This is a genomic window from Methylobacterium sp. E-025 (assembly GCF_022829705.1).
Lineage (GTDB): Bacteria > Pseudomonadota > Alphaproteobacteria > Rhizobiales > Beijerinckiaceae > Methylobacterium.
Map to the genome: position 1 here is coordinate 126,141 of NZ_JAKSYR010000071.1, position 22,363 is coordinate 148,503.

At 69.9% G+C, this 22,363-nt stretch carries 20 protein-coding genes and 1 tRNA gene; 19 read left to right on the forward strand and 2 right to left on the reverse strand.

All coding sequences use genetic code 11. The features are described 5' to 3' along the window. The first annotated feature begins 276 nt into the window (after positions 1-276). The 16 genes from carB to MKK64_RS08060 all read left to right on the forward strand — a co-directional run bounded on the left by carB (position 277) and on the right by MKK64_RS08060 (position 20,153). On the forward strand, positions 277-3,750 hold the full coding sequence (gene carB / locus MKK64_RS07985) for a carbamoyl-phosphate synthase large subunit (protein WP_243933322.1): 3,474 nt from the start codon (positions 277-279) through the stop codon (positions 3,748-3,750). 131 nt (positions 3,751-3,881) lie between these two features. Next, the gene (greA, locus tag MKK64_RS07990) at positions 3,882-4,358 is read left to right on the forward strand and encodes a transcription elongation factor GreA (RefSeq protein ID WP_187274882.1); all 477 of its coding nucleotides are present in this window, start codon (positions 3,882-3,884) and stop codon (positions 4,356-4,358) included. A gap of 9 nt (positions 4,359-4,367) precedes the next feature. Further along, positions 4,368-4,919 carry a hypothetical protein gene (locus MKK64_RS07995; protein ID WP_243933324.1) on the forward strand — a complete coding sequence of 184 codons (552 nt, stop codon included), beginning with the start codon at positions 4,368-4,370 and terminating at the stop codon, positions 4,917-4,919. 1 nt (position 4,920) lies between these two features. Continuing rightward, a complete protein-coding gene (locus tag MKK64_RS08000; RefSeq protein ID WP_243933326.1) occupies positions 4,921-5,958 on the forward strand; it encodes a mitochondrial fission ELM1 family protein in 1,038 nt (345 codons plus the stop codon). 21 nt (positions 5,959-5,979) lie between these two features. Beyond that, a complete protein-coding gene (gene trxB / locus MKK64_RS08005; protein WP_147727818.1) occupies positions 5,980-6,957 on the forward strand; it encodes a thioredoxin-disulfide reductase in 978 nt (325 codons plus the stop codon). Positions 6,958-7,245: 288 nt separating this feature from the next. Next, positions 7,246-8,136 (forward strand): LysR family transcriptional regulator, encoded by an 891-nt coding sequence (locus MKK64_RS08010; protein ID WP_147727817.1) that lies wholly within the window; start codon positions 7,246-7,248, stop codon positions 8,134-8,136. Between the two features lie 290 nt (positions 8,137-8,426). Continuing rightward, positions 8,427-9,851, forward strand: coding sequence for a cytochrome ubiquinol oxidase subunit I (locus tag MKK64_RS08015; protein ID WP_243933328.1), 1,425 nt, complete (start codon positions 8,427-8,429; stop codon positions 9,849-9,851). A 5-nt stretch (positions 9,852-9,856) separates the two neighbouring features. Then, on the forward strand, positions 9,857-10,864 hold the full coding sequence (gene cydB / locus MKK64_RS08020) for a cytochrome d ubiquinol oxidase subunit II (protein ID WP_243933330.1): 1,008 nt from the start codon (positions 9,857-9,859) through the stop codon (positions 10,862-10,864). Positions 10,865-10,872: 8 nt separating this feature from the next. Beyond that, positions 10,873-10,980 carry a DUF2474 domain-containing protein gene (locus MKK64_RS08025; protein WP_147727815.1) on the forward strand — a complete coding sequence of 36 codons (108 nt, stop codon included), beginning with the start codon at positions 10,873-10,875 and terminating at the stop codon, positions 10,978-10,980. Between the two features lie 6 nt (positions 10,981-10,986). Continuing rightward, the gene (locus MKK64_RS08030; RefSeq protein ID WP_147859749.1) at positions 10,987-11,559 is read left to right on the forward strand and encodes a GbsR/MarR family transcriptional regulator; all 573 of its coding nucleotides are present in this window, start codon (positions 10,987-10,989) and stop codon (positions 11,557-11,559) included. A gap of 258 nt (positions 11,560-11,817) precedes the next feature. Then, positions 11,818-13,095, forward strand: coding sequence for a glycosyltransferase family 4 protein (locus MKK64_RS08035; protein WP_243933332.1), 1,278 nt, complete (start codon positions 11,818-11,820; stop codon positions 13,093-13,095). Between the two features lie 100 nt (positions 13,096-13,195). Continuing rightward, positions 13,196-13,516 (forward strand): rhodanese-like domain-containing protein, encoded by a 321-nt coding sequence (locus tag MKK64_RS08040; protein WP_147841424.1) that lies wholly within the window; start codon positions 13,196-13,198, stop codon positions 13,514-13,516. Positions 13,517-13,634: 118 nt separating this feature from the next. Continuing rightward, positions 13,635-14,768 (forward strand): efflux RND transporter periplasmic adaptor subunit, encoded by a 1,134-nt coding sequence (locus tag MKK64_RS08045; protein WP_147728428.1) that lies wholly within the window; start codon positions 13,635-13,637, stop codon positions 14,766-14,768. A gap of 110 nt (positions 14,769-14,878) precedes the next feature. Continuing rightward, positions 14,879-18,088 (forward strand): efflux RND transporter permease subunit, encoded by a 3,210-nt coding sequence (locus tag MKK64_RS08050; RefSeq protein ID WP_243933334.1) that lies wholly within the window; start codon positions 14,879-14,881, stop codon positions 18,086-18,088. Between the two features lie 120 nt (positions 18,089-18,208). Continuing rightward, complete coding sequence (locus MKK64_RS08055) at positions 18,209-19,219, forward strand: SDR family oxidoreductase (RefSeq protein ID WP_243933342.1); 1,011 nt, start codon at positions 18,209-18,211, stop codon at positions 19,217-19,219. A 67-nt stretch (positions 19,220-19,286) separates the two neighbouring features. Then, the gene (locus tag MKK64_RS08060) at positions 19,287-20,153 is read left to right on the forward strand and encodes an MBL fold metallo-hydrolase (protein ID WP_243933344.1); all 867 of its coding nucleotides are present in this window, start codon (positions 19,287-19,289) and stop codon (positions 20,151-20,153) included. A gap of 42 nt (positions 20,154-20,195) precedes the next feature. Here the strand turns inward: MKK64_RS08060 and MKK64_RS08065 are convergent, their stop codons facing one another. Further along, positions 20,196-20,900, reverse strand: a complete 705-nt coding sequence (locus tag MKK64_RS08065; protein WP_147726072.1) for a glutathione S-transferase N-terminal domain-containing protein — start codon at positions 20,898-20,900, stop codon at positions 20,196-20,198. 260 nt (positions 20,901-21,160) lie between these two features. Between MKK64_RS08065 and MKK64_RS08070 the strand changes: the two genes are divergently transcribed. The 3 genes from MKK64_RS08070 to MKK64_RS08080 all read left to right on the forward strand — a co-directional run bounded on the left by MKK64_RS08070 (position 21,161) and on the right by MKK64_RS08080 (position 21,872). Beyond that, a complete protein-coding gene (locus MKK64_RS08070; protein ID WP_147841428.1) occupies positions 21,161-21,394 on the forward strand; it encodes a hypothetical protein in 234 nt (77 codons plus the stop codon). A 61-nt stretch (positions 21,395-21,455) separates the two neighbouring features. Continuing rightward, positions 21,456-21,532, forward strand: a tRNA-Pro gene (locus MKK64_RS08075). Between the two features lie 28 nt (positions 21,533-21,560). After that, positions 21,561-21,872, forward strand: a complete 312-nt coding sequence (locus MKK64_RS08080) for an ETC complex I subunit (RefSeq protein WP_147841429.1) — start codon at positions 21,561-21,563, stop codon at positions 21,870-21,872. A 24-nt stretch (positions 21,873-21,896) separates the two neighbouring features. On the opposite strand, the gene MKK64_RS08085 is transcribed toward MKK64_RS08080, so the two are convergent. After that, a complete protein-coding gene (locus MKK64_RS08085) occupies positions 21,897-22,361 on the reverse strand; it encodes a nucleoside deaminase (protein WP_147726082.1) in 465 nt (154 codons plus the stop codon). Positions 22,362-22,363 lie beyond the last annotated feature (2 nt).

Sequence of the window (22,363 nt, forward strand, 5' to 3'; positions counted from 1 at the left end):
CCTGCTTCGACAGCCAAGCGATCCCTCTTCCCGCGTGCGGGAGGGGGGGCGCATCATACGGTCGAGCGTTGAGAGGGCTTGAACCCATCCCGGCCGGGTCGGAAACGCGTCCCCGGTTTCGGGACGGCCCAACCATGCGTGCACACGCCCTTTCAAACGCCTCCGGCTGCGTGTAGACGCGGGTCTCAACGACAATCCCGCCGCCTGCGCCCATCCGCGCCGCCCCGAGAGCCGGGCTGCGCGGTCGGGCACGCGTGAGCGCATCCAAGGCGTCCGATGCCGAAGCGCACCGATATCTCCTCGATCCTCATCGTCGGTGCGGGGCCGATCATCATCGGGCAGGCCTGCGAGTTCGACTATTCCGGCACCCAGGCCTGCAAGGCGCTCCGCGAGGAGGGCTACCGGATCGTGCTGGTCAACTCGAACCCGGCCACCATCATGACCGACCCGGACATGGCGGATGCGACCTACGTCGAGCCGATCACCCCGGAGATCGTCGCCAAGATCATCGAGAAGGAGCGGCCGGACGCGATCCTGCCGACCATGGGCGGCCAGACCGCGCTGAACTGCGCGCTCTCGCTCCAGCGCATGGGCGTGCTGGAGAAGTACGGCGTGCAGATGATCGGCGCGACGGCCGAGGCCATCGACAAGGCCGAGGACCGCCATCTCTTCCGCGACGCGATGACCAAGATCGGCCTCGAGACGCCGAAATCGGAGCTCGCCAACGCCTCGGTGCCGAAGAAGGCCGACCGCGACAGGCGCCTCGCCGAGATCGCCCGCATCGAGGCGCAGTGGCCTGCGGGTGCCGACCGGGACTCGGCGGTCGCCGCCTTCGAGAAGACCTGGCATGCGGGCGAGGGCGACCGGCGCAAGCGCTACATCGAGCACGCGCTGGGCCAGGCCCTGATCGCGCTCGCCGAGGTCGGCCTGCCGGCGATCATCCGGCCGTCCTTCACCATGGGCGGCACCGGCGGCGGCATCGCCTACAACCGCGAGGAATTCCTCGACATCGTCGAGCGCGGCATCGACGCGTCGCCGACCAACGAGGTGCTGATCGAGGAATCGGTGCTCGGCTGGAAGGAGTACGAGATGGAGGTCGTCCGCGACAAGGCGGACAACTGCATCATCGTCTGCTCGATCGAGAACATCGACCCGATGGGCGTCCACACCGGCGATTCCATCACCGTCGCGCCGGCGCTGACGCTGACCGACAAGGAATACCAGGTGATGCGCGACGCATCCCTCGCGGTGCTGCGCGAGATCGGCGTCGAGACCGGCGGCTCGAACGTGCAGTTCGCCATCGACCCGGCCACCGGCCGGATGATCGTCATCGAGATGAACCCGCGCGTGTCGCGCTCCTCGGCGCTGGCGTCGAAGGCCACCGGCTTCCCGATCGCCAAGGTCGCGGCCAAGCTGGCCGTCGGCTACACCCTCGACGAGATCGCCAACGACATCACCGGCGGCGCGACCCCGGCCTCGTTCGAGCCGACGATCGACTACGTCGTCACCAAGATCCCCCGCTTCGCGTTCGAGAAGTTCCCCGGCGCCGAGCCGACGCTGACCACCGCGATGAAGTCGGTCGGCGAGGCGATGGCGATCGGCCGGTGCTTCGCCGAATCGCTGCAGAAGGCCCTGCGCTCCCTCGAGACCGGGCTCACCGGCCTCGACGAGATCGAGATCGAGGGGCTCGGCAAGGGCGACGACCACAACGCGATCAAGGCGGCGATCGGCACGCCGACGCCGGACCGGCTGCTCAACGTCGCGCAGGCGTTGCGCCTCGGGGTGAGCCATGCGGAGGTCCACGCCTCGTGCAAGATCGACCCGTGGTTCCTGGAGCAGCTGCAGGGCATCATCGACCTGGAGAACCGGGTCAAGGCGCACGGCCTGCCGGCGACGCCGGGCGCGTTCCGCCAGCTCAAGGCCGCGGGCTTCTCCGACGCGCGCCTGGCCGTCCTCGCCGGAACCGACGAGCCGTCGGTGCGCGAGGCGCGCCGCGCGCTGAAGGTGCGGCCGGTGTTCAAGCGGATCGACACCTGCGCCGCCGAGTTCAAGGCGCCGACCGCCTACATGTACTCGACCTACGTCGCCCCCTTCGCCGGCACGGTCGCCGACGAGGCCCAGCCGACCGCGGCCAGGAAGGTCATCATCCTCGGCGGCGGCCCGAACCGGATCGGCCAGGGCATCGAGTTCGACTATTGCTGCTGCCACGCCTGCTACGCGCTGTCGGAGGCGGGCTACGAGACCATCATGGTCAACTGCAACCCGGAGACGGTCTCGACCGATTACGACACCTCCGACCGGCTCTACTTCGAGCCGCTGACGCAGGAGGACGTGCTCGAGATCATCGAGACCGAGCGGCAGAACGGCACCCTGCACGGGGTCATCGTCCAGTTCGGCGGCCAGACCCCGCTGAAGCTCGCCCGCGCGCTCGAAGCCGCCGGCGTGCCGATCCTCGGCACCTCGCCGGACGCGATCGACCTCGCCGAGGACCGCGACCAGTTCAAGCGGCTCCTCGACAAGCTCGGGATGAAGCAGCCCAAGAACGGCATCGCCTACTCGGTCGAGCAGGGCCGGATGGTCGCGGCCGACCTCGGCCTGCCCTTCGTGGTGCGCCCGAGCTACGTGCTCGGCGGCCGCGCCATGGCGATCATCCGCGACGAGACCCAGTTCGCCGACTACCTGCTCGACACCCTGCCGAGCCTGATCCCGTCCGAGGTCAAGTCGCGCTACCCCAACGACAAGACCGGCCAGATCAACACGGTGCTCGGCAAGAACCCGCTGCTGTTCGACCGCTACCTGTCGGATGCGGTCGAGATCGACGTCGACGCGGTCTGCGACGGCACCGACGTGTTCATCGCCGGGATCATGGAGCACATCGAGGAGGCCGGCATCCATTCCGGCGACTCGGCCTGCTCGCTGCCCTCGCGCTCGCTCTCGCCCGAGATCATCGCCGAGCTGGAGCGCCAGACCAAGGCGATGGCGCTGGCGCTGAGGGTCGGCGGCCTGATGAACGTGCAGTACGCGATCAAGGACGGCACGATCTACGTGCTGGAGGTGAACCCGCGCGCGTCCCGCACGGTGCCGTTCGTCGCCAAGGTGATCGGCGAGCCGATCGCCAAGATCGCCGCCCGGGTCATGGCTGGCGAGGCCCTGGCCGCGTTCGGGCTGAAGAAGAAGGTCCTCAACCACATCGCGGTGAAGGAGGCGGTGTTCCCGTTCGCGCGCTTCCCCGGCGTCGACGTGCTGCTCGGGCCTGAGATGCGCTCCACCGGCGAGGTCATCGGGCTCGATGCCGGCTTCGGCGTCGCCTTCGCCAAGAGCCAGCTCGGCTCGGGCACCAAGGTGCCGCGCTCGGGGACGGTGTTCGTCTCGGTGCGCGACGGCGACAAGGCGCGCATCCTGCCCTCGATCCGGCTGCTGGCCGGGCTCGGCTTCGCGATCGTGGCGACCGGTGGCACCCAGCGCTACCTCGTCGAGAACGGCGTCGCCTGCGACCGGGTGAACAAGGTGCTCGAAGGCCGGCCGCACGTGGTCGACTCGATCAAGAACGGTGACATCCAGCTCGTCCTGAACACCACCGAGGGGGCCGGCGCGCTGTCGGACTCGCGCTCGCTCCGCCGGGCGGCCCTCTTGCATAAGGTGCCGTACTACACCACTCTGGCCGGAGCGATGGCGGCGGCCGAGGGCATTCAGGCCTATCTCGAAGGTGACCTTCGGGTCCGCGCCCTGCAGGAATACTTCGCAGCCTGAAGCCGGGCGGCGACACGACGTTTCTGACCGATCGCGGACCCTGCGCTCGGACAGGTTTTGGAATCTGGCCCGGAGGGCGCGGCATCCCCGCGTCCGGCCGGGCCTCTTCATTGTGGCGCGAGACGATGGCGATAGACAAGGTTCCGATCACGGTGCGTGGCTTCGCAGCCATGGAAGAGGAGCTGAAGCACCGCCAGCAGGTGGAGCGCCCGCGCATCGTCGCGGCGATCTCCGAGGCGCGCGCGCACGGCGACCTCTCCGAGAACGCCGAGTATCACGCCGCCAAGGAGGCGCAGTCCCACAACGAGGGCCGCGTGCTCGAGCTGGAGAGCCTGATCGCGCGCGCCGAGATCATCGACGTCACCAAGCTCTCGGGCGACAAGATCAAGTTCGGCGCGACCGTGAAGCTCGTCGATGACGATACCGAGGAAGAGAAGACCTACCAGATCGTCGGCGAGCCCGAGGCCGACGTGCATTCGGGCCGGGTCTCGATCACCTCGCCGATCGCGCGGGCGCTGATCGGCAAGGGCGTCGGCGATTCCGTCGAGGTGACGACGCCTGGCGGCGGCAAGTCCTACGAGGTCGTCGGCATCCGGTACGGGGGCTGACCGGTGCGGATGGCGCGACGCTGGATCGCCGGGCTGCTGGCCCACCCGGCTCTGGCCGCACCGGCCGTGACCGCCCTGGCCGTGACCGCTTCGGCCGTCGCCGCCCCGGCCTCGGCCGGCGATTTTCCGAGCCTGCGGGGCGACCGCTTCTCCGACGTCCGCGTCGACGTTCGCCCGCTCGTGGCGCTCGGCGCCGGGGCAGAGGCCGAGGCGCTGCGCGCCGACCTGACCGCGGCCCTGCGCAGCCGCTTCGCGGCCCGCCTCGGCGGCTGCGGCCCGAGCCTCGTGGTCCTGGTCCGCGGCTTCTCGCTGCGGCCCTACGCCGGCGGCAACAACAGCGGCCGCTCCGGCTTCGGGGGCGGCTCGCAGAACGACTACCTCGACGGCGAGGCGCTGCTGGTCGCCCGCGACGGCGCGATCCTCGGGCGCCATCCGCAGCTCACCGCCACCCCCTCGAGCTTCGGCGGGGCGTGGTACGATCCGCAATCCGAGCGCCGCCGCGTGACCGCCATCGCCGACATCTACGCCGACTGGCTCGTCCGCAACCTGCCCGTCGACTGACGTGATCCCCCCCTCCGAGACGCACGCCGCCCCGGCGCTTTCCGGCGCCCGCGCCTGGATCGTCACCGACGGCAAGGCCGGCGACGAGAACCAGTGCGTCGGCATCGCCGAGACCCTTCGCCTGTCCTACGAGATCCGCCGGGTGCCGTCGCGCGGCCCGTTCGGCTGGACGGCGCCGTGGGGGCCGATCGACCCGCGCCAGGGCCCGTATCGCAGCCGCGGCGCGCTGGCCGGGCCCTATCCCGACATCCTGATCGCCTCCGGGCGGCGCGCGGTGCCTTATCTCCGCGCGATGCGCCGGGCCGCGCCGGGACGCACCTTCACCGCCTTCCTGAAGGACCCGCGCACCGGGCACGACAGCGCCGACTTCATCTGGGTGCCCGACTACGACGACCTGCGCGGCCCCAACGTCTTCACCACGCTGACCGCGCCGCACCTCGTCACCGCCGAGCGGATCGCGGCCGCCCGCGCGCGGCCGGACCCCCGGCTGACGGCGCTCGACGGGCCGCGGGTCGCGGTGCTGATCGGTGGGGACAGCCGGCACCTGAGCTATCGCGCCCTCGACATGCAGCGCCTGGTCGACGACCTGCGCAAGCTCGCCGGCTCGGGCTGCCGGCTGATGGTCACCGTCTCGCGCCGCACGCCGGCCCCCCTGCGCGACGCGATCCGCACCCTCGTCTCGGAGACCGGCGGCTTCCTCTGGGACGGCGGCAGCGACAACCCCTACGTGGCGATGCTGGCGCTGGCCGACGCAGTGGTGGTCACCTCCGATTCGGCGAACATGGTCAGCGAGGCGGTGTCCACCGGCGCGCCGGTCCTGCTGTTCGACCTGCCGCGTACCTATATCCGCCACCGGCGGATGTTCGCGGGGCTGGCGATGGCCGGCGCCTTGCGGCCGTTTACCGGGCGGTTGGAGCCGCTGGCCTACAAGCCGATCAACGCCACGCCGGTGATCGCCCAGGCGCTCGCCGACGGCTACGCCGCCTTCCGGGCGGCACAGGGCGGTCTGCCGGCCGGCCGGCACGCCGCCGAGGCTTAGAGCGAGGGATTCGAGGACGTCATGGCCCACACCCATTCCAGGCTGATCATCGTCGGTTCGGGGCCGGCCGGTTACACGGCCGCGATCTACGCGGCCCGCGCCATGGTGCAGCCGCTGCTGATCTCGGGCTTCCAGCCCGGCGGCCAGCTGATGATCACCACCGACGTCGAGAACTATCCGGGCTTCGCCGAGGCGATCCAGGGGCCGTGGCTGATGGAGCAGATGCGGCTCCAGGCCGAGCATGTCGGCACCACGATCCTGTCGGAGTACATCACCAAGGTCGACCTCAAGGTGCGCCCGTTCCGGCTCGAGGCCGATTCCGGCGAGACCTATTCCTGCGACGCGCTGATCATCGCCACCGGCGCCCAGGCGAAGTGGCTCGGCCTGCCGTCGGAGGCCAAGTTCCAGGGCGGGGGCGTCTCGGCCTGCGCCACCTGCGACGGCTTCTTCTTCCGCGGCAAGCCGGTGGCGGTGGTCGGCGGCGGCAACACGGCCGTCGAGGAGGCCCTGTACCTCGCCAACCTCGCCTCGAAGGTCACGGTGATCCACCGCCGGGACAGCTTCCGCGCCGAGCGCATCCTGCAGGAGCGCCTGTTCAAGCATCCGAACGTCGAGGTGCTGTGGAACCGCGAGATCGACGAGATCTGCGGCACCACCACGCCCGCGCCGTCGGTGACGCACCTGCGCCTCAAGGACACCCGCACCGGCGAGGCCAGCGCGGTGCCGGTCGACGGCGTGTTCGTCGCGATCGGCCACAAGCCGGCGACCGAGGTGTTCGAGGGCCAGCTCGCGATGCGCCACGGCGGCTACCTCAGCGTCCGCCCCGGCACCGCCGAGACCGAGATTCCCGGCGTGTTCGCGGCCGGCGACGTCACCGACGACGTCTACCGCCAGGCGATCACCGCGGCCGGCATGGGCTGCATGGCTGCGCTGGAAGCGGAGAAGTACCTCGCCAACCTCGACATCGGCGAGAGCCCGCGACAGGCCGCCGCCGAGTAGGCGCGAGCTCGTCCACCGGCCCGAATCCCCGTTCAGGCGGGTGAGGACTGCGCGGTTCGGCCCCGCGCCGAGGATCTGTCAACATTTTCTTTTTGCGGCGCCTTGCGCGTGACCATGCTCAGGACGCATGAGTGACGGGCGTCGCGACGAGGCCGGGCCCGTTCGACCGCAGCCGGGTCCGATGCGTCGCAGCGGGGCCGGGAAACGCCCGCGTCGGTCGACGGCGCGGGTGGCCGGAATGGGGCGCGCGTGCCTCGGCGTCGTCTGGGTGCGTGAGGGAGTCTCGCCGTGGATTGGGACAAGATCCGGATCTTCCTCAACGTCGCGGAAGCCGGCAGCTTCACCCGTGCCGGCGACGACATCGGCCTGAGCCAATCCGCGGTGAGCCGCCAGATCAGCGCCCTGGAGCGCGAGCTGAAGGCGCCCCTGTTCCACCGCCACGCCCGCGGCCTGATCCTGACCGAGCAGGGCGACCTTCTGTTCCGCGCCGCGCGCGACATGAAGCTCCGGCTGGAGAACACCCGCGCCCGCCTCGTCGAGACCAGCGAGCGGCCGTCGGGCGACCTCAAGGTAACCACCACCGTGGGGCTGGGCACCGCGTGGCTCGCCCAGCGCGTCGCCGAATTCCTCGACCTCTACCCGGACGTGCGGATCGAGCTGATCCTGACCAACGAGGAGCTCGACCTCGCCATGCGCGAGGCCGACGTCGCGATCCGCATGCGCCGGCCGGCCCAGCCCGACCTGATCCAGCGCCGGCTGTTCACGGTGCACTACCACGCCTTCGCCAGCCAAGATTACGTCAAGCGGTTCGGCGAGCCCAAGACCGTCGAGGACCTCGACGAGCACCGCCTCGTCTCCTTCGGCGGCAACGAGCCGTCCTACCTGCTGGCGGCGCACTGGCTCGCCAATGTCGGCCGCGAGGGCCGCGAGCGCCGCCCGGTCGCCTTCACCGTCAACAACATCGGCGCGCTGCAGCGGGCGATGGAGACCGGCGCCGGCATCGGCATCCTGCCGGACTACGCGGTCGACGGCGACGACCACCTCGTCCAGGTGCTGCGCGACAGCGAGATGCCGACGCTGGAGAGCTATCTCGTCTACGCCGAGGAGATGCGCACGGTCGCCCGCGTTCAGGCGTTCCGCGACTTCCTCGTCTCGAAGGCGCAGCGCTGGACGTACTGAGGTGCCGGCCGCCACCGCCCTTCCGAGGCGGCTCGGCGGCGCCCGTCGTCGAACGGGCTCCGAAGCGCCCCCCGAAGCCGGCCGGATCGGAGGAGGCCGGCGGGTCGGGGCTTCGTCGTCGGATCGCGGCGTCGGCGATGGCGCGTACCTCCGGCGCCCGCCCGCAGGCCCGTGGTCCCGGCGGCATCCGTTGATGCGACATCCGACCTATCCTTGTGCGTCGTCTAGGCTTGCATTCTCATCGTCATTTCGGTAATTCCTGAAATGACGAGATCGACGAGGCCGCGGGCATGTCTCTCCTATCCGAGATCGACGCGCTGACGCTTGCGCGGGCGCAGTTCGGCTTCACCGTCGCCTTCCACATCGTCTTCCCGGCCTTCTCGATCGGGCTGGCGAGCTACCTCGCGGTGCTCGAAGGTCTGTGGCTGGCGACCGGCCGCGAGGTGTTCATCAATCTCTTCCACTACTGGCTCAAGATCTTCGCCATCGCTTTCGCGATGGGCGTCGTCTCCGGCCTGGTGATGAGCTATCAGTTCGGCACCAACTGGTCGGTCTATTCCGACAGGACCGGCCCGGTGCTCGGGCCGTTGATGGCCTACGAGGTCATGTCGGCCTTCTTCCTGGAGGCCGGCTTTCTCGGCGTGATGCTGTTCGGCATGAAGAAGGTCGGCCGCGGCCTGCACATGCTGGCGACCCTGATGGTGGCGGTCGGCACCGGCTTCTCGGCGTTCTGGATCGTATCCGTCAATTCCTGGATGCAGACGCCAGCCGGGTACGGCACGAATGCGCAAGGTCAGTTCGTGCCCCTCGATTGGTGGGCGATCGTCTTCAACCCGTCGTTCCCGTATCGGCTCGTGCACATGGTGCTGGCCGCCTACCTGACGACGGCGCTCGTGGTCGGCGGCGTGGGTGCCTGGCACCTGCTGCGGGACCGCGCCAATGCGGGCGCCCGCACCATGTTCTCCATGGCGATGTGGATGCTGGCCTGCGTCGCGCCGCTCCAGATCCTCGCGGGCGATGCCCACGGCCTGAACACGCTCGCGCATCAACCGGCCAAGGTCATGGCGATGGAGGGCCACTTCCGCGGTCATCCGGACGGGGCTCCGCTCATCCTGTTCGGCCTGCCGGACCAGGACGCGGCGACCGTCCGCTACGCGCTGGAGGTGCCCAAGCTCTCGTCGCTGATCCTGAAGCATTCGCTCGACGCAGCCCTCGACGGGCTCGACAGCGTCCCGCGCGCGAATTGGCCGCCGGTGCCGATCGTGTTCTGGTCGTTCCGCATCATGGTCGGGCTCGGCGTCGCGATGCTGGGCGTCGGCCTGTGGAGCCTGTGGGCGCGGTGGCGCGGGCGCCTCTACGAGACGACCTGGCTGCACCGCGTCGCGGTGACGATGGGGCCCGCGGGCTTCGTGGCGGTGCTGGCCGGCTGGATCACGACGGAGGTGGGCCGCCAGCCCTTCACGGTCTACGGCCTGCTGCGCACCGCGCAATCCGCGTCTCCGCTGCAGGTGCCGGCCGTCGCGAGCTCGCTGCTCGCCTTCGTCGTGATCTACCTTTCGGTCTTCGGCATGGGGATCCTCTACATCCTGCGGCTGATGGCGCATGCGCCCCATCGCGGCGAGGAAGGCCCCGAGGTCGGCCTGCCGATCCGCGCCGCCGGCCTCACGCCCGCGCCCGCCGTCGATCCCGATCGCCATCTGAAGCCAGCGGAGTAGGAGCCATGAACGCCGCCTTCGATCTCTCCACGGTCTGGGCCTTCGTGATCGCGTTCGCGGTCTTCGCCTACGTGGTGATGGACGGCTTCGATCTCGGCGTCGGGCTGCTGTTTCCCAGCCTCCGGGCCGGGGAGGAACGCAACGTCGCCATGAACTCGATCGCGCCCGTCTGGGATGGCAACGAGACGTGGCTGGTGCTCGGCGGCGGCGGCCTCTTCGCTGCGTTCCCGCTCGCCTACGCGATCATCCTGCCCGCCCTCTACGCACCGATCGTCGCCATGCTGCTGGGCCTGGTCTTCCGAGGCGTGGCCTTCGAATTCCGCTGGCGCGATCCCCGCCATCGCGCCTTCTGGGACGTCGCCTTCGCGGGCGGCTCGCTGGTCGCCGCCCTGGCGCAGGGCATCGCCCTGGGCGCTCTCCTCCAGGGCATCGCCGTCACCGGGCGCGGCTACGGCGGCGGGCGGTGGGACTGGCTGACGCCGTTCAGCCTGTTCACCGGGATCAGCCTCGTGCTGGGCTACGCGCTCTTGGGCGCCACGTGGCTCGTGATGCGGACCGAGGGAACGACGCGCGAACTCGGCCGACGCATGGCGTTCCGGTTCGGGATCGCCACCATCGCCTGCATCGCGGCCGTGAGCGCGGCGACCCCGCTGCTCGACGCCGCCTTCGCCGCCCGCTGGTTCGCCTGGCCGAACGTGTTGCTGACGGCTCAGGTGCCGTTGCTGGTCGTGCTCGGCAGCGTCCTGTTCTTCCGGACGCTCATGCGCGGGGCCGAGCGGGCGCCGTTCCTGCTGGCGCTCGGGCTGTTCGGCCTGTCGTATGTCGGTCTGGGAATCAGCATCTATCCCGACATCGTCCCCGGCCGGGTGACGATCTGGGAGGCGGCCTCGCCGAGATCCTCGCAGATCTTCATGCTGGTCGGCGCGGGCGTCCTCATTCCGGTCATCCTCGCCTACACCGCCTACGCGTACTGGGTCTTCCGGGGCAAGGTCGGCGCGGACGGCTACCAGTGAGCGGGCTGATGCCGCGTTGGGCCGGCCGGCTCGGCTGGTTCGTGGCCCTCTGGATCGGCGGGGTCGTCGTCGTCGGCGGGATCGCCTTCGTGCTGCGCCTCTGGCTCAAGGCATAGCGGGCGATGCAGCTTCCTCCCCTCGTGCAAGCCTTCGTGCTGCATTTCGGCGAGATGGGCTCCCGCTGGGGCATCAATCGCACGGTCGGCCAGATCTACGCGCTGCTGTTCGTGTCGCCGCAGGGGCTCAATGCCGAGGAGATCGTGGACAAGCTCGGCCTGTCCCGCTCGAACGTGAGCATGGGGCTCAAGGAGCTCCAGGCCTGGAGCCTCGTCCGCCTTCAGCACAGGCCCGGCGACCGCCGCGACTACTTCTCGACGCCGGAGGACATCTGGCAGATCGTCCGGACCCTGGTGGAGGAGCGCAAGAAGCGCGAGATCGACCCGACGCTGACGCTGCTGCGCGAGCTGCTGATGGAGGCGCCGAGCGATGACGACGAACGCTACGCCCAGCAACGCCTGACCGAGATGCGCGATCTCTTCGAGTTGTTCGCCGGCTGGTACGGCGACGTGCGCCGCCTCGACACGCAACGCCTCGTGCAGCTTCTGACGCTCGGGGCCCAGGTGCAGAAGGTGCTGGAGATGAAGGATCGCTTCCTGCCGGGACGGGCGGCACGAGGAAAGGCGTCGATCGGCTGACGGCTGCCCGGAGCCGGGCGCGCAACCCGGCGGTCGGTCCGTCGCGTGCCGCGAGAGCCTTCATCCGTCGCCGGCGGCGGGCGGCGGCCGCCCCCGGCGCAGGCTCCCGTTCCTCGTCGTCCGGCTTGCGATATGCCGACCGCGACCGGTTCCCGATCGGCCAACGGTTCGAACCCGAGGCATCGCACCGGCTGGCCCTCCGCGCCTCGGCCCGGTAACACGCGGCCGGCCCGCATGGGGGCCGCAATCCGGAGCATCATGTCGACACGGCCGATCGCCTTCGACCTCACCCGCCTCGTCACCCGCCTGCGCCATGCGAGCCCGTCCGGGATCGACCGGGTCGACCTCGCCTATGCCCGCCACGTGCTCGACGGCGCCGGCGCGCGCTTCGGGCTGGTCTCGACCGGCCTCGGGCCGCGCATCCTCGACCGGGACCACGCGTCCCGCATCGTCGACGCGGTCGCGGACGGCTGGACCGAGGACGTGGTGGCCGAATCCGATCCGGTCTACCGCCGCCTCGAGGCACGGCTCACCGGCCGCCCGGCGGAGGCCGTCGCCGGGCGCGACCAGCGGTCCGGCACGATCCGCCGACGGCGCATCCAGGCCGAGACCGTGCTCGGGATCCTGCGCGCCGCACCGATCTCGGCCCTGCCGGAGGCCAGCCTCTACCTGCACACCTCGCACCTGCGCCTCGACAAGCCGGAGCGCTTCGACTGGCTCTACACCCGCACCGACGTGCGGCCGGCGTTCTTCGTCCACGACCTGATCCCGATCACCCATCCCGAATACGGCCGGCCCGGCGAGGCCGAGCGCCATCGCCGGCGCCTGCGGACCATCGGCCGGCACGCGGCCGCCATCGTCGTGAATTCCGCCGATACCGGCGAGCGGACGCTGGCGCACCTCGCCGCCGACGGGTTCGGGCGTCCGCCGCTCGCGGTCGGGCATCTCGGCGTCGAGCCGGCCTTCGGGCGCGACGGCCCGCGCTTCGTTCCCGACCGGCCGACCTTCCTCGTCTGCGGCACGATCGAGCCGCGCAAGAACCATCTGCTGCTGCTCCATCTCTGGCGGGAGCTCGCCGAGCGCCACGGCCCGGCCACGCCCCGGCTCGTGCTGGTCGGGCGCCGCGGCTGGGAGGCCGAGAACGTCGTCGACCTGCTGGAGCGCTGCGAGGCGATCCGCCCGCACGTCGTCGAGGTCTCCGGGCTCTCGACCCACGGCCTCGCCGCGCTCACGCGGAGCTGCACGGCGCTGCTGATGCCGTCCTTCACCGAAGGCTACGGCATCCCGATCGTGGAGGCGGCGGCGTCCGGCGTGCCGGTGGTCGCCTCCGGAATTCCGGTCCACCGCGAGATCGCCGAGGGCTTCGCCGCCTTCCTCGACCCCCTCGACGGCCTCGGCTGGGGGCGGGCGGTCGAGGATCTGAGCCGGCCGGGCTCCGGGCTTCGCCAGACGCTGGCCCAGCGTCTCGACGGCTACGCCGCGCCGACCTGGGCGGCGCATTTCGAGCAGGCCGACGCGCTGCTCGATGCGCTCTGATCCGCGGCGCGCCTTCGGCGGCGTGTTGCACCGCGGACGGCTGACGAATAAGGAAAAGCGTCAGCCCGCGCGGCCGGCCTCTCTTCCAGGGAATCGTTCGATGCGTGTTGTCGACCTCGACCGCGATGCGATCAAGCAGGGTCTCGCCGACGGGTCGATGCTGGTGATCGACGTGCGCGAGCCGCACGAATACGAGAACGGCCACATCCCCGGAGCGGTGATGCACCCGCTTTCGAGCTTCGATCCGGCGGCGGTGGCCGCTCTGATCGAGGCGGACGGGCGCCGCGCGGTCTTCTCCTGCGGCTCCGGCGTGCGCTCGGTCCACGCGCTCAACGCGATGCAGCAGACCGGGCTCGGCCTCACGGAACACTACAAGGGCGGCTATCGCGACTGGTCGTCGGCCGGTGAAGCGATTGAGTAGACCCGTCGAAGCACGGCCGCATGCGCGTCGCCCGGTCGGTCGCGGCGAAGCCATGTGCGGTGTCGCACAACCTGTGCGCGCTGCGGGGAATAGGTGGCGGGCTGCTGGGGAACCATCCATGTACAAGCGTCGGCTCGCAAGCCTCATCGTGATCGCCGCGGCGCTCGCCGCGCCGCAGGCCCGTGCCCAGGCGCCGGGCGGCCCGCCGCCGAAGGTGACGGTCGCCAAGCCCGTGGTCCGCGAGATCATCGAGCAGGACCAGTATACCGGCCGCTTCGACCCGATCGAGTTCGTCGAGGTCCGCGCGCGGGTGACGGGCTACCTCGAGAAGATCAACTTCACGGACGGCGCCACGGTGAAGAAGGGCGACGTGCTCTTCGTCATCGACCGGCGGCCCTACAAGGCGGCCCTGGAGCAGGCGCAGGCCTCGCTGACCTCGGCCAAGGCCCGCCTCTCGTTCTCGCAGACCGACCTGGAGCGCGCGCAGACCCTGTCGAAGGGCGGCAACATCTCCGAGCAGGTCACCGACCAGCGCCGCCAGGCCTCGCAGACCGCGCAGGCCGACGTCGACAGCGCCGAGGCGGCGCTCCGCAACGCCCAGTTGAACTTCGACTTCTCGGAAGTGAAGTCGCCGATCAACGGGCGGATCAGCCAGCGCCTCGTGACCGAGGGCAACATCGTCATCACCGACCAGACGATGCTGACCACGATCGTCTCGCTCGATCCGATCTACTTCTCCTTCACCGTCGACGAGAAGTCGTTCCTGAAGTACCAGGGCTCGCTCGGCATCGGCATGGGCCAGACCCAGCGCGGCAAGGGCGTCCCGATCCTGATCGCCCTGTCGGGCGAGGCCAAGCCGACCCGCAAGGGCACCCTCGACTTCGTCGACAACCGCGTCGACAACTCCACCGGCACGATCCTCCTGCGCGCCACGGTCGAGAACGCCGACGGCTTCATCAAGCCGGGCCTGTTCGGCATCGTCTCGATGCCCGCGACGAAGCCGTTCCAGGGCGTCATGATCCCGGACGAGGCGGTCGCCGCCAACCAGGACAAGCGCATCGTCTACCTCGTCGGCGAGGACGGGACGGTGACGGCCAAGGACGTGAAGCTCGGCCCCAAGGTCGACGGCTACCGCGTGATCCGCGACGGCCTGAAGGGCGACGAGACCATCGTGGTCAACGGCACCTCCCGCGTGCGCCCCGGCGCCAAGGTCTCGCCGGAATCGATCACGCTGCCGCCGAGCAAGACCTGAGGCCGTCCGCGGTCTCGAGCGTACGAGCGGCACCGGTCCCGACCGGTGCGGCGCCATCGACGACGCCGGTCGCCGGCTCCGCGAGGGGCGGCGACCCAGAGGTTTGACCGATGCGTTTTGCCCACTTCTTCGTCGATCGGCCGATCTTCGCGTCGGTCACGTCGATCATCTTCCTGCTCCTCGGCTTCGTCGCCTACGAGAGCTTGCCGGTCTCGCAATATCCCGAGATCGTCCCGCCCACGGTCACCGTGCGCGCGAGCTTCCCCGGCGCCAACGCCGAGACGGTGGCCGCGACGATCGCGACGCCGATCGAGCAGGAGGTGAACGGCGTCGACAACATGCTCTACATGACGTCGCTGTCGACCAACGACGGCAACATGCTGCTGACCGTCACCTTCAAGGTCGGCACCAACCTCGATATCGCCAACGTGCTGGTGCAGAACCGGCTCTCGGTGGCGCAGCCGCGCCTGCCGCCGGACGTGCGCAACCTCGGCGTCACCGTGCGCAAGGCCTCGCCCGACCTGATGCTGGTCGTGCACCTGCTCTCGCCGAACAAGACCTACGACCAGAACTACCTAGCCAACTACATCTACCTGAACATCCGTGACGAGATGCTGCGCCTGGACGGCGTCGGCGACATCACGATCTTCGGCGGCAACGAGTACGCCGAGCGCATCTGGCTCGACCCGAACAAGCTCGCCGCCTACGGGCTCTCCACCACCGACGTGACCACGGCGCTGCAGGAGCAGAACGTGCAGGTCGCCGCCGGCGCGCTCAACGCGCCGCCCGCCCAGACCGGCGAGGCGTTCCAGCTCGTGGTGCAGTCGCAGGGGCGCTTCCAGACGCCGGAGGAGTTCGCCGACGTCATCGTCAAGGCGACCAACGGCCGCCTGGTGCGGGTGAAGGACGTCGCCCGCACCGAGATGGGCCAGAAGGACTACACCACCAACTCCTTCCTGAACGCGACGCCGGCGGTGGGCATCGGCGCGTTCCAGCGCCCGGGCACCAACGCGCTCGACGCCGCGGCCTCCGTCAAGAAGGTGATGGAGAACCTGAAGAAGAACTTCCCGCCCGACGTCGAGTACCGCATCGCCTACAACCCGACCGAGTTCATCGAGGAGTCGATCCAGGAGGTCTACAAGACCCTGTTCGAGGCCGTCGGCCTCGTGGTGATCGTGATCCTGGTGTTCCTCCAGAGCTGGCGCACGGCGCTGATCCCGGTGATCGCGATCCCCGTCTCGCTCGTCGGCACCTTCGCGGCGATGTCGGCCTTCGGGTTCTCGCTGAACAACCTCACCCTGTTCGGGCTGGTGCTCGCCATCGGCATCGTCGTCGACGACGCGATCGTCGTGGTCGAGAACGTCGAGCGCAACATGGAGGAGGGGCTGTCGCCGGGCGAGGCCGCGCACAAGACCATGGACGAGGTCGGCTCGGCCGTCGTCGCCATCGCGCTCGTGCTGGCCGCGGTGTTCATCCCGACCGCCTTCATCCCCGGCATCTCGGGCCAGTTCTACAAGCAGTTCGCGCTGACGATCGCCGCCTCGACGATCATCTCCGCCTTCAACTCGCTGACCCTGTCGCCGGCACTTTGCAAGCTGCTCCTGGTGCCCCACCACGCCCGCAAGCAGCCGAAGTTCTTCCTCACGCGGTTCATCGCCTGGCTCGCCGACCTGTTCAACCGCGGCTTCGAGGCGCTCTCGAACGGCTACGCCCGGGTCGTCGGCCTGCTCACCGGCTACAGCGTCGGCATCGTCGCCGTGATGGTGTTCTACGGCTTCGTCATCTTCGGCACGATCCACCTCGTGCAGACGACGCCGACGGGCTTCATCCCCGACCAGGACCAGGGCTACCTCATCGGCGTGGTCCAGCTGCCGGCCGGCGCCTCGCTCGACCGCACCACCGAGACGGTGAACCGGGCGGCCGCGGAAGCGCGCAAGATCGACGGCGTGACCAACACCGTCATCATCGCCGGCTTCGACGGCGCGACCTTCACCAATACCACCAACTCCGGCGTGATGTTCATCACGCTGGCCGGCGCCAAGGAGCGCGCCACCCACGGGCGCAGCGCGGCGGTGATCACCGGCGAGGTGCTGAAGGCCACCGCCAACATCCAGGAGGCGCGGGTCATCGTCATCCCGCCGCCGCCGGTGCGCGGCCTCGGCAACGGCGGCGGCTTCAAGATGCAGGTCGAGAGCCGGCAATCCTCGGAGACCGGGCCGCTGCTGGCCGCCGCCGGCGAGCTGATCGGCCAGGCCAACCAGAGCAGCGACGTGCAGCGGGTGTTCACCACCTTCGGCAACGACACGCCGCAGCTCTACCTCGACATCGACCGCACGATCGCGCGGATGCTGAACGTGCCGCTGGCCAACGTCTTCGCCTCGGTGCAGGCGGACCTGGGCGGCGCCTACGTCAACGACTTCAACACGCTCGGCCGCATCTACCAGGTGCGCCTGCAATCCGATGCCGCCTACCGGACCTCGCAGCAGGACATCTCGCAGATCAAGGTCCGCTCCTCCACCGGCGCGCTGGTGCCGCTGGGGACCCTGGGCTCGCTGCGCACCGTCGCCGGCCCGCAGATCGTGCAGCGGTTCAACCTGTACTACTCGGTGCCGGTGCAGGGCGTGGCCAAGCCCGGCGTCTCGACCGGACAGGCGCTCACCGCCATGGAGGAGATCGCCGCCAAGGCGCTGCCCGAGGGCTACGCCTACGACTGGACCGAGATCGCCTACCAGCAGAAGGCCACCGGAAACACGGCGGTCTACGTGTTCGCGCTGGGCATCCTGCTGGTGTTCCTGGTGCTCGCCGCGCAGTACGAGAGCTGGGCGCTGCCGATCTCGATCCTGATGGTGGTGCCGACCGGGGTGCTGGCCGCCTTGTTCGGCGTGCAGCTGCGCGGGCAGGACAACAACATCCTGACCCAGATCGGCCTGATCGTGCTGATCGGTCTCGCGGCGAAGAACGCCATCCTGATCGTCGAGTTCGCCCACGACATCGAGGAGGCGGAGCACAAGGGCCCCGTCGCCGCCGCGATCCAGGCCTGCCGCCTGCGCCTGCGCCCGATCCTGATGACCGCCTTCGCCTTCATCCTCGGCGTGCTGCCGCTGGTGATCGCCACCGGCCCCGGCGCCGAGATGCGCCAGGCGCTGGGCACCGCGGTGTTCTTCGGGATGATCGGCGCGACCTTCTTCGGCCTGTTCCTGACGCCGGTCTTCTACGTGATGATCCGGAACATCGTGATCTGGGTGGGCAAGAAGCGCGGCAAGACCACCGACGACGGCCACGGCGGCGCCCCGGCGCACGCGGCGCCCGCGCATTCCTGATCCGGCCCGGCGCCGGCGACCTTCGCGGCCCGCAGGGCGTGTCCATTGGGCACGGCCTGCGGGCCGCAACCGTTTGCGCCGCAACCGCTTGTCGCTGCGGTACGTCGGGGGAAGTCGCGCATGGCACGGGTCGCAGTCGTCACAGGGGGCACCGCCGGGATCGGCCTGGCCACTGCCCACCTGTTCGCGTCCCGCGGCTGGTCGGTGGCGGTGATCGCCCGCGATGAAGGCCGGCTGCGCGCGACCGCCGCCGCCCTCGCGGCTTACGGACGCCCGGTGCTGACGATCTCGGCCGACGTGTCGGATGCCGAGGCGGTCGACGCTGCCGCCGCCCGGATCGAAGCCGAGCTCGGGCCGGTCCGCGCCTGGGTCAACAATGCTATGTCGACGGTGGTGAGCCGGGCCGACCGGATCACGCCGGCCGAGTACCGCCGCGTCACCGAGACGACCTATCTCAGCCAGGTCTACGGCACGCTCGCCGCCCTGCGCTTCATGAAGCCGCGCGACCGCGGGGCGATCATCCAGGTCTCGTCCGGGCTGGGCTACCGCGCCGCGGCGCTGCAGGCGCCGTACTGCGCGGCGAAGTTCGCCGTCTCGGGCTTCACCGACTCGCTGCGCTGCGAGCTGCTCCACGACAAGTCCGCGGTCTCGCTCAGCGTGATCTACCTGCCGGCGGTGAACACCCCGCAGTACCGCTGGACCCGCAACCGGACCGGCCGCGACCAGAATGCGCCGGACCCGGTCTACGATTCGCGCCTTTGCGCCGAGGCGATCGTCTACGCCGCCGAGCATCCGCGCCGCGAGATCTGGGTCGGCCGCAGCACGGTGATGATGGCGGCGGCCCAGGCCCTGGTCCCGGGCTATGCCGACCGGAAGGCCGCCGAGATGTGGCCCAAGCAGATGGCCGACGAGGACCTGCCGTACCGGGCCGGCAACCTCGACGCCCCGGTGCCGGGCGACGTCGGCATCGACGGGCGCTTCGGCGCCCGGACCAAGCGCACCCGTTCCGCGTTCTGGACCAGCCGGGAGCGCGACCTGCTGATGGCGGGCCTGGCCGGAATCGCCCTGGCGGGGCTCGCGAGCGCCGCGGCGGTGGCGCGTTCCCCGCGGCGGCTGCTGCCGCGGCCCTGACGGGCTCCCGTTCCGGCGGGGCGCCTGATAGGAACCCCGCACCATCCCCACTGCCACGAGGCGACGCGTGCCCGGATACCTGCCCTTTGCCGGCGCCCTCGATCTGCCGGCCTACGTCTGCGACAATTGCGGCTTCTGGCAGCGCCACTTCGAGACCCCGCCGGCCTGCCCGATGTGCCTCGACGCCCGCCACGTCGTGCCGCAGGACGGCTGGCGCTTCTGGACGAAGCGCGAGGCGCAGGCGCGCTTTCCCTGCCATTGGCAGGAGCTTGAGCCGGGCGTCTGGCGGTTCTGGAACGAGCCGGTCTCGGGCATCGGCCCGTCGAGCTACCTGATCTGCACGGAGGCCGGCAACATGGGCTTCGAGGGCTGCCCGGTCTTCAGCGAGGCGGCGCTCGACCACATCGCCGCTTTGGGCGGCATGCAGGTGCTCTCGGCCTCGCACCCGCACGCCTACGGGGGGCTGGTGCAGCTGCAGGACCGGTTCGACCCGGAGCTGTGCCTGCCCGCCGCCGACTTCACCTGGAGCGCCGCGCTGCAGGTCTCGTGGCCCTACGACGACTTCCTCGAGCCGCTGCCGGGCCTCGAGCTCCACCGCACCGCCGGCCACTTCGACGGCCACGCCGTGCTGTTCGATCGCCGGCGGAAGATCTGCTTCTGCGGCGACGCTTTGAAGTTCGAGCTGGACCCGGAGGATTTCCGCCGCGCCGTGACGATCTCGGCGCACAAGGCCTTCGTGCGCGGCGTGCCGCTGACGACGAACGAACTTCGCCATTACCGCGACGTGTTCGCCCGCCTCGACTTCACCCAGACCTGGACCCCGTTCGAGCCCGCCGCCAATTGCGGGCGTGCCGAGGTCCTGGCGCTGATCGACGAGATGCTGGCGACGCGGCCGCACGCGGCGCCGGTGCGGTTGGACGGCCTGCGGCGGTAACGCCGCTTTCCTCCCCCCGCAAAGGGGGGAGGGAGGTGCGCGTCAGCGCTTGGTGTTCCCCGCCGTCTGCCCGAACATCACCTTCTTGGCGTCCTCGCTCATGGTCTTGCCGTGGTCGGGGTTGACCTCCGGGGCGCGGGCGTAGGCGGCCTTGGTGGCGGGGCGCTCGGCGATGGCGTGGAACCAGCGCTTCAGGTTCGGGTGATCGTCGAGGGTCTGGCCCTGCTTCTCCCACGGGACGATCCAGGGATAGGCCGCCATGTCGGCGATGCCGTAATCGCCGGCGACGAAGTCGCGGTCGGCGAGCCGTCGGTCGAGGACGCCGTAGAGCCGGTTGGTCTCGTTGACGTAGCGGTTGATCGCGTAGGGGATCTTCTCGGGGGCGTATTGCGAGAAGTGGTGGTTCTGGCCGAGCATCGGGCCGAGGCCCCCCATCTGCCAGAACAGCCATTGCAGCGCCTCCTGCCGGCCGCGGAGGTCCGTGGCCAGGAACCGGCCGGTCTTCTCGGCGAGGTACAGCAGGATTGCGCCCGACTCGAACAGCGTGATCGGCGCGCCGCCGTCGGCCGGCGCGTGGTCGACGATCGCCGGCATGCGGTTGTTCGGCGCGATCTTCAGGAAGCCGGGATCGAACTGCTCGCCCTTGCCGATGTTGACCGGCTTGATCGTGTAGGGGAGGCCGACCTCCTCGAGGAACATCGTCACCTTGTGACCGTTCGGGGTCGGCCAGTAGTAGAGATCGATCATCGAAACATCCTCAGGTGACGTGGACCGTCGCGCCCTCGATGCCGCAGGTGGGTCGGATGCGCCGCGGATCAAGCGGCGTTCGGCACGGGGCGCCTCTGGGACCGCCCGCGCATCGGTCATACCGCAAGGACCACGTTGGCCGTCGGCCTTTCGCAATCGTATCTTCGTCTTCACGCCGCCATCGATCAAATGCGCGGCAATCCTCGGCCGTTTCCTTCAGGCCCGCCATGGTTTGAGTCGCGTCATCGGGGAGGCGGGTCATGATCAGCGCGACGTCGATCAGCAGTGCCGGCCTTGCTGCCGCGTCGCAGAGGTTCGAGTCGACCGCCACGCGCGTGGCCGAGATCGGGACGAGCCTTCCGAGCGCGGCTCAGGTCGACCTGTCGAGCACGGCCGTCCAGCTGATCGAGGACAAGGCCGCCTTCGCAGCCAACGCGGCAGTCCTGCGCGCGTCCGACGCGATGGAGCGGACAGTCCTCGACATCCGCGTCTAGGGCCGCGACACCGATCGAACCTTGCCCGCGCCCCGGCGACCCCGTAAGACCGATGGCATGTCGGGGTGTAGCGCAGTCTGGTAGCGCACCTGGTTTGGGACCAGGGGGTCGTAGGTTCGAATCCTATCGCCCCGACCATCGATTTCCGGAGCGGTGTCTGAAGGCCATGTCGAGCGCCCGCATCTTCCAGCCGTCGAAGGACGCGTCCCAGTCGGGGACGGCCCGGACCAAGGTCTGGCACCTCGAGTTCGACCAGACCGCGCCGCGCGAGACCGACCCGCTGATGGGCTGGACCGGCTCGGGCGACATGCTGCAGCAGGTCCACCTCAAGTTCGAGTCCCTCGAGGATGCGGTCGCCTACGCCAAGAAGGCCGGCATCGCCTACCGCGTCGAGGAGCCGAAGACGGCCCCCCCGCGCAAGGGGCTGTCCTACTCCGACAATTTCAAGTTCAACCGCACGGCGCCCTGGACGCACTGACCGGGACGCGCCGAGCCGATCGGCTCAGGCCTCGTCCTTGCGCGCCTTCCAGGCCGCGTAGGGCGCGGTCGCGTCCGGCACGTCGAGGTGCTTCAGCCGCATCGGCTGCGCGTCGAGCGGGCGGCACAGCTCGGCGTAGATCTCGGCGCCGAGCAGCCCGAACTCGCCGGCCGTGGCGGCGGCGTTGGCGAAGTAGCCCTCGCGGATGCCCGACAGCCGCATCGCGGCGTGGCACATCGGGCAGGGCTGGCCGCTGGCGTACATCACGCTGCCGGACAGGTCGCGGCTGTTGAGGCGCCGGCTCGCCTCGCGCAGCGCCACCATCTCGGCATGCCCGGTCGGGTCGTTGGTGGTGTGGACGTTGTTGGCGACCCGAGCCAGGACCTCGTCGCCGCGCACGAGGACGGCGCCGTAGGGCGTGCCGCCGTCGCAGACGTTGTCGGCGGCCAGCTGCACCGCCTCGCTCAGGTACCGTGCGTGATCGCTCATGA

What these genes read in the sequence shown, in the direction of transcription:
- MKK64_RS08065 (WP_147726072.1), bottom strand. Translation starts at nt 20,900, where the DNA reads ATGATCGATCTCTACTACTGGCCGACCCCGAACGGTCACAAGGTGACG.
- MKK64_RS08050 (WP_243933334.1), top strand. Translation starts at nt 14,879, where the DNA reads ATGCGTTTTGCCCACTTCTTCGTCGATCGGCCGATCTTCGCGTCGGTC.
- MKK64_RS08035 (WP_243933332.1), top strand. Translation starts at nt 11,818, where the DNA reads ATGTCGACACGGCCGATCGCCTTCGACCTCACCCGCCTCGTCACCCGC.
- trxB (WP_147727818.1), top strand. Translation starts at nt 5,980, where the DNA reads ATGGCCCACACCCATTCCAGGCTGATCATCGTCGGTTCGGGGCCGGCC.
- MKK64_RS08085 (WP_147726082.1), bottom strand. Translation starts at nt 22,361, where the DNA reads ATGAGCGATCACGCACGGTACCTGAGCGAGGCGGTGCAGCTGGCCGCC.
- MKK64_RS08080 (WP_147841429.1), top strand. Translation starts at nt 21,561, where the DNA reads ATGTCGAGCGCCCGCATCTTCCAGCCGTCGAAGGACGCGTCCCAGTCG.
- carB (WP_243933322.1), top strand. Translation starts at nt 277, where the DNA reads ATGCCGAAGCGCACCGATATCTCCTCGATCCTCATCGTCGGTGCGGGG.
- MKK64_RS08055 (WP_243933342.1), top strand. Translation starts at nt 18,209, where the DNA reads ATGGCACGGGTCGCAGTCGTCACAGGGGGCACCGCCGGGATCGGCCTG.
- MKK64_RS08045 (WP_147728428.1), top strand. Translation starts at nt 13,635, where the DNA reads ATGTACAAGCGTCGGCTCGCAAGCCTCATCGTGATCGCCGCGGCGCTC.
- MKK64_RS08030 (WP_147859749.1), top strand. Translation starts at nt 10,987, where the DNA reads ATGCAGCTTCCTCCCCTCGTGCAAGCCTTCGTGCTGCATTTCGGCGAG.
- MKK64_RS08070 (WP_147841428.1), top strand. Translation starts at nt 21,161, where the DNA reads ATGATCAGCGCGACGTCGATCAGCAGTGCCGGCCTTGCTGCCGCGTCG.
- cydB (WP_243933330.1), top strand. Translation starts at nt 9,857, where the DNA reads ATGAACGCCGCCTTCGATCTCTCCACGGTCTGGGCCTTCGTGATCGCG.
- MKK64_RS07995 (WP_243933324.1), top strand. Translation starts at nt 4,368, where the DNA reads ATGGCGCGACGCTGGATCGCCGGGCTGCTGGCCCACCCGGCTCTGGCC.
- MKK64_RS08040 (WP_147841424.1), top strand. Translation starts at nt 13,196, where the DNA reads ATGCGTGTTGTCGACCTCGACCGCGATGCGATCAAGCAGGGTCTCGCC.
- MKK64_RS08025 (WP_147727815.1), top strand. Translation starts at nt 10,873, where the DNA reads ATGCCGCGTTGGGCCGGCCGGCTCGGCTGGTTCGTGGCCCTCTGGATC.
- MKK64_RS08015 (WP_243933328.1), top strand. Translation starts at nt 8,427, where the DNA reads ATGTCTCTCCTATCCGAGATCGACGCGCTGACGCTTGCGCGGGCGCAG.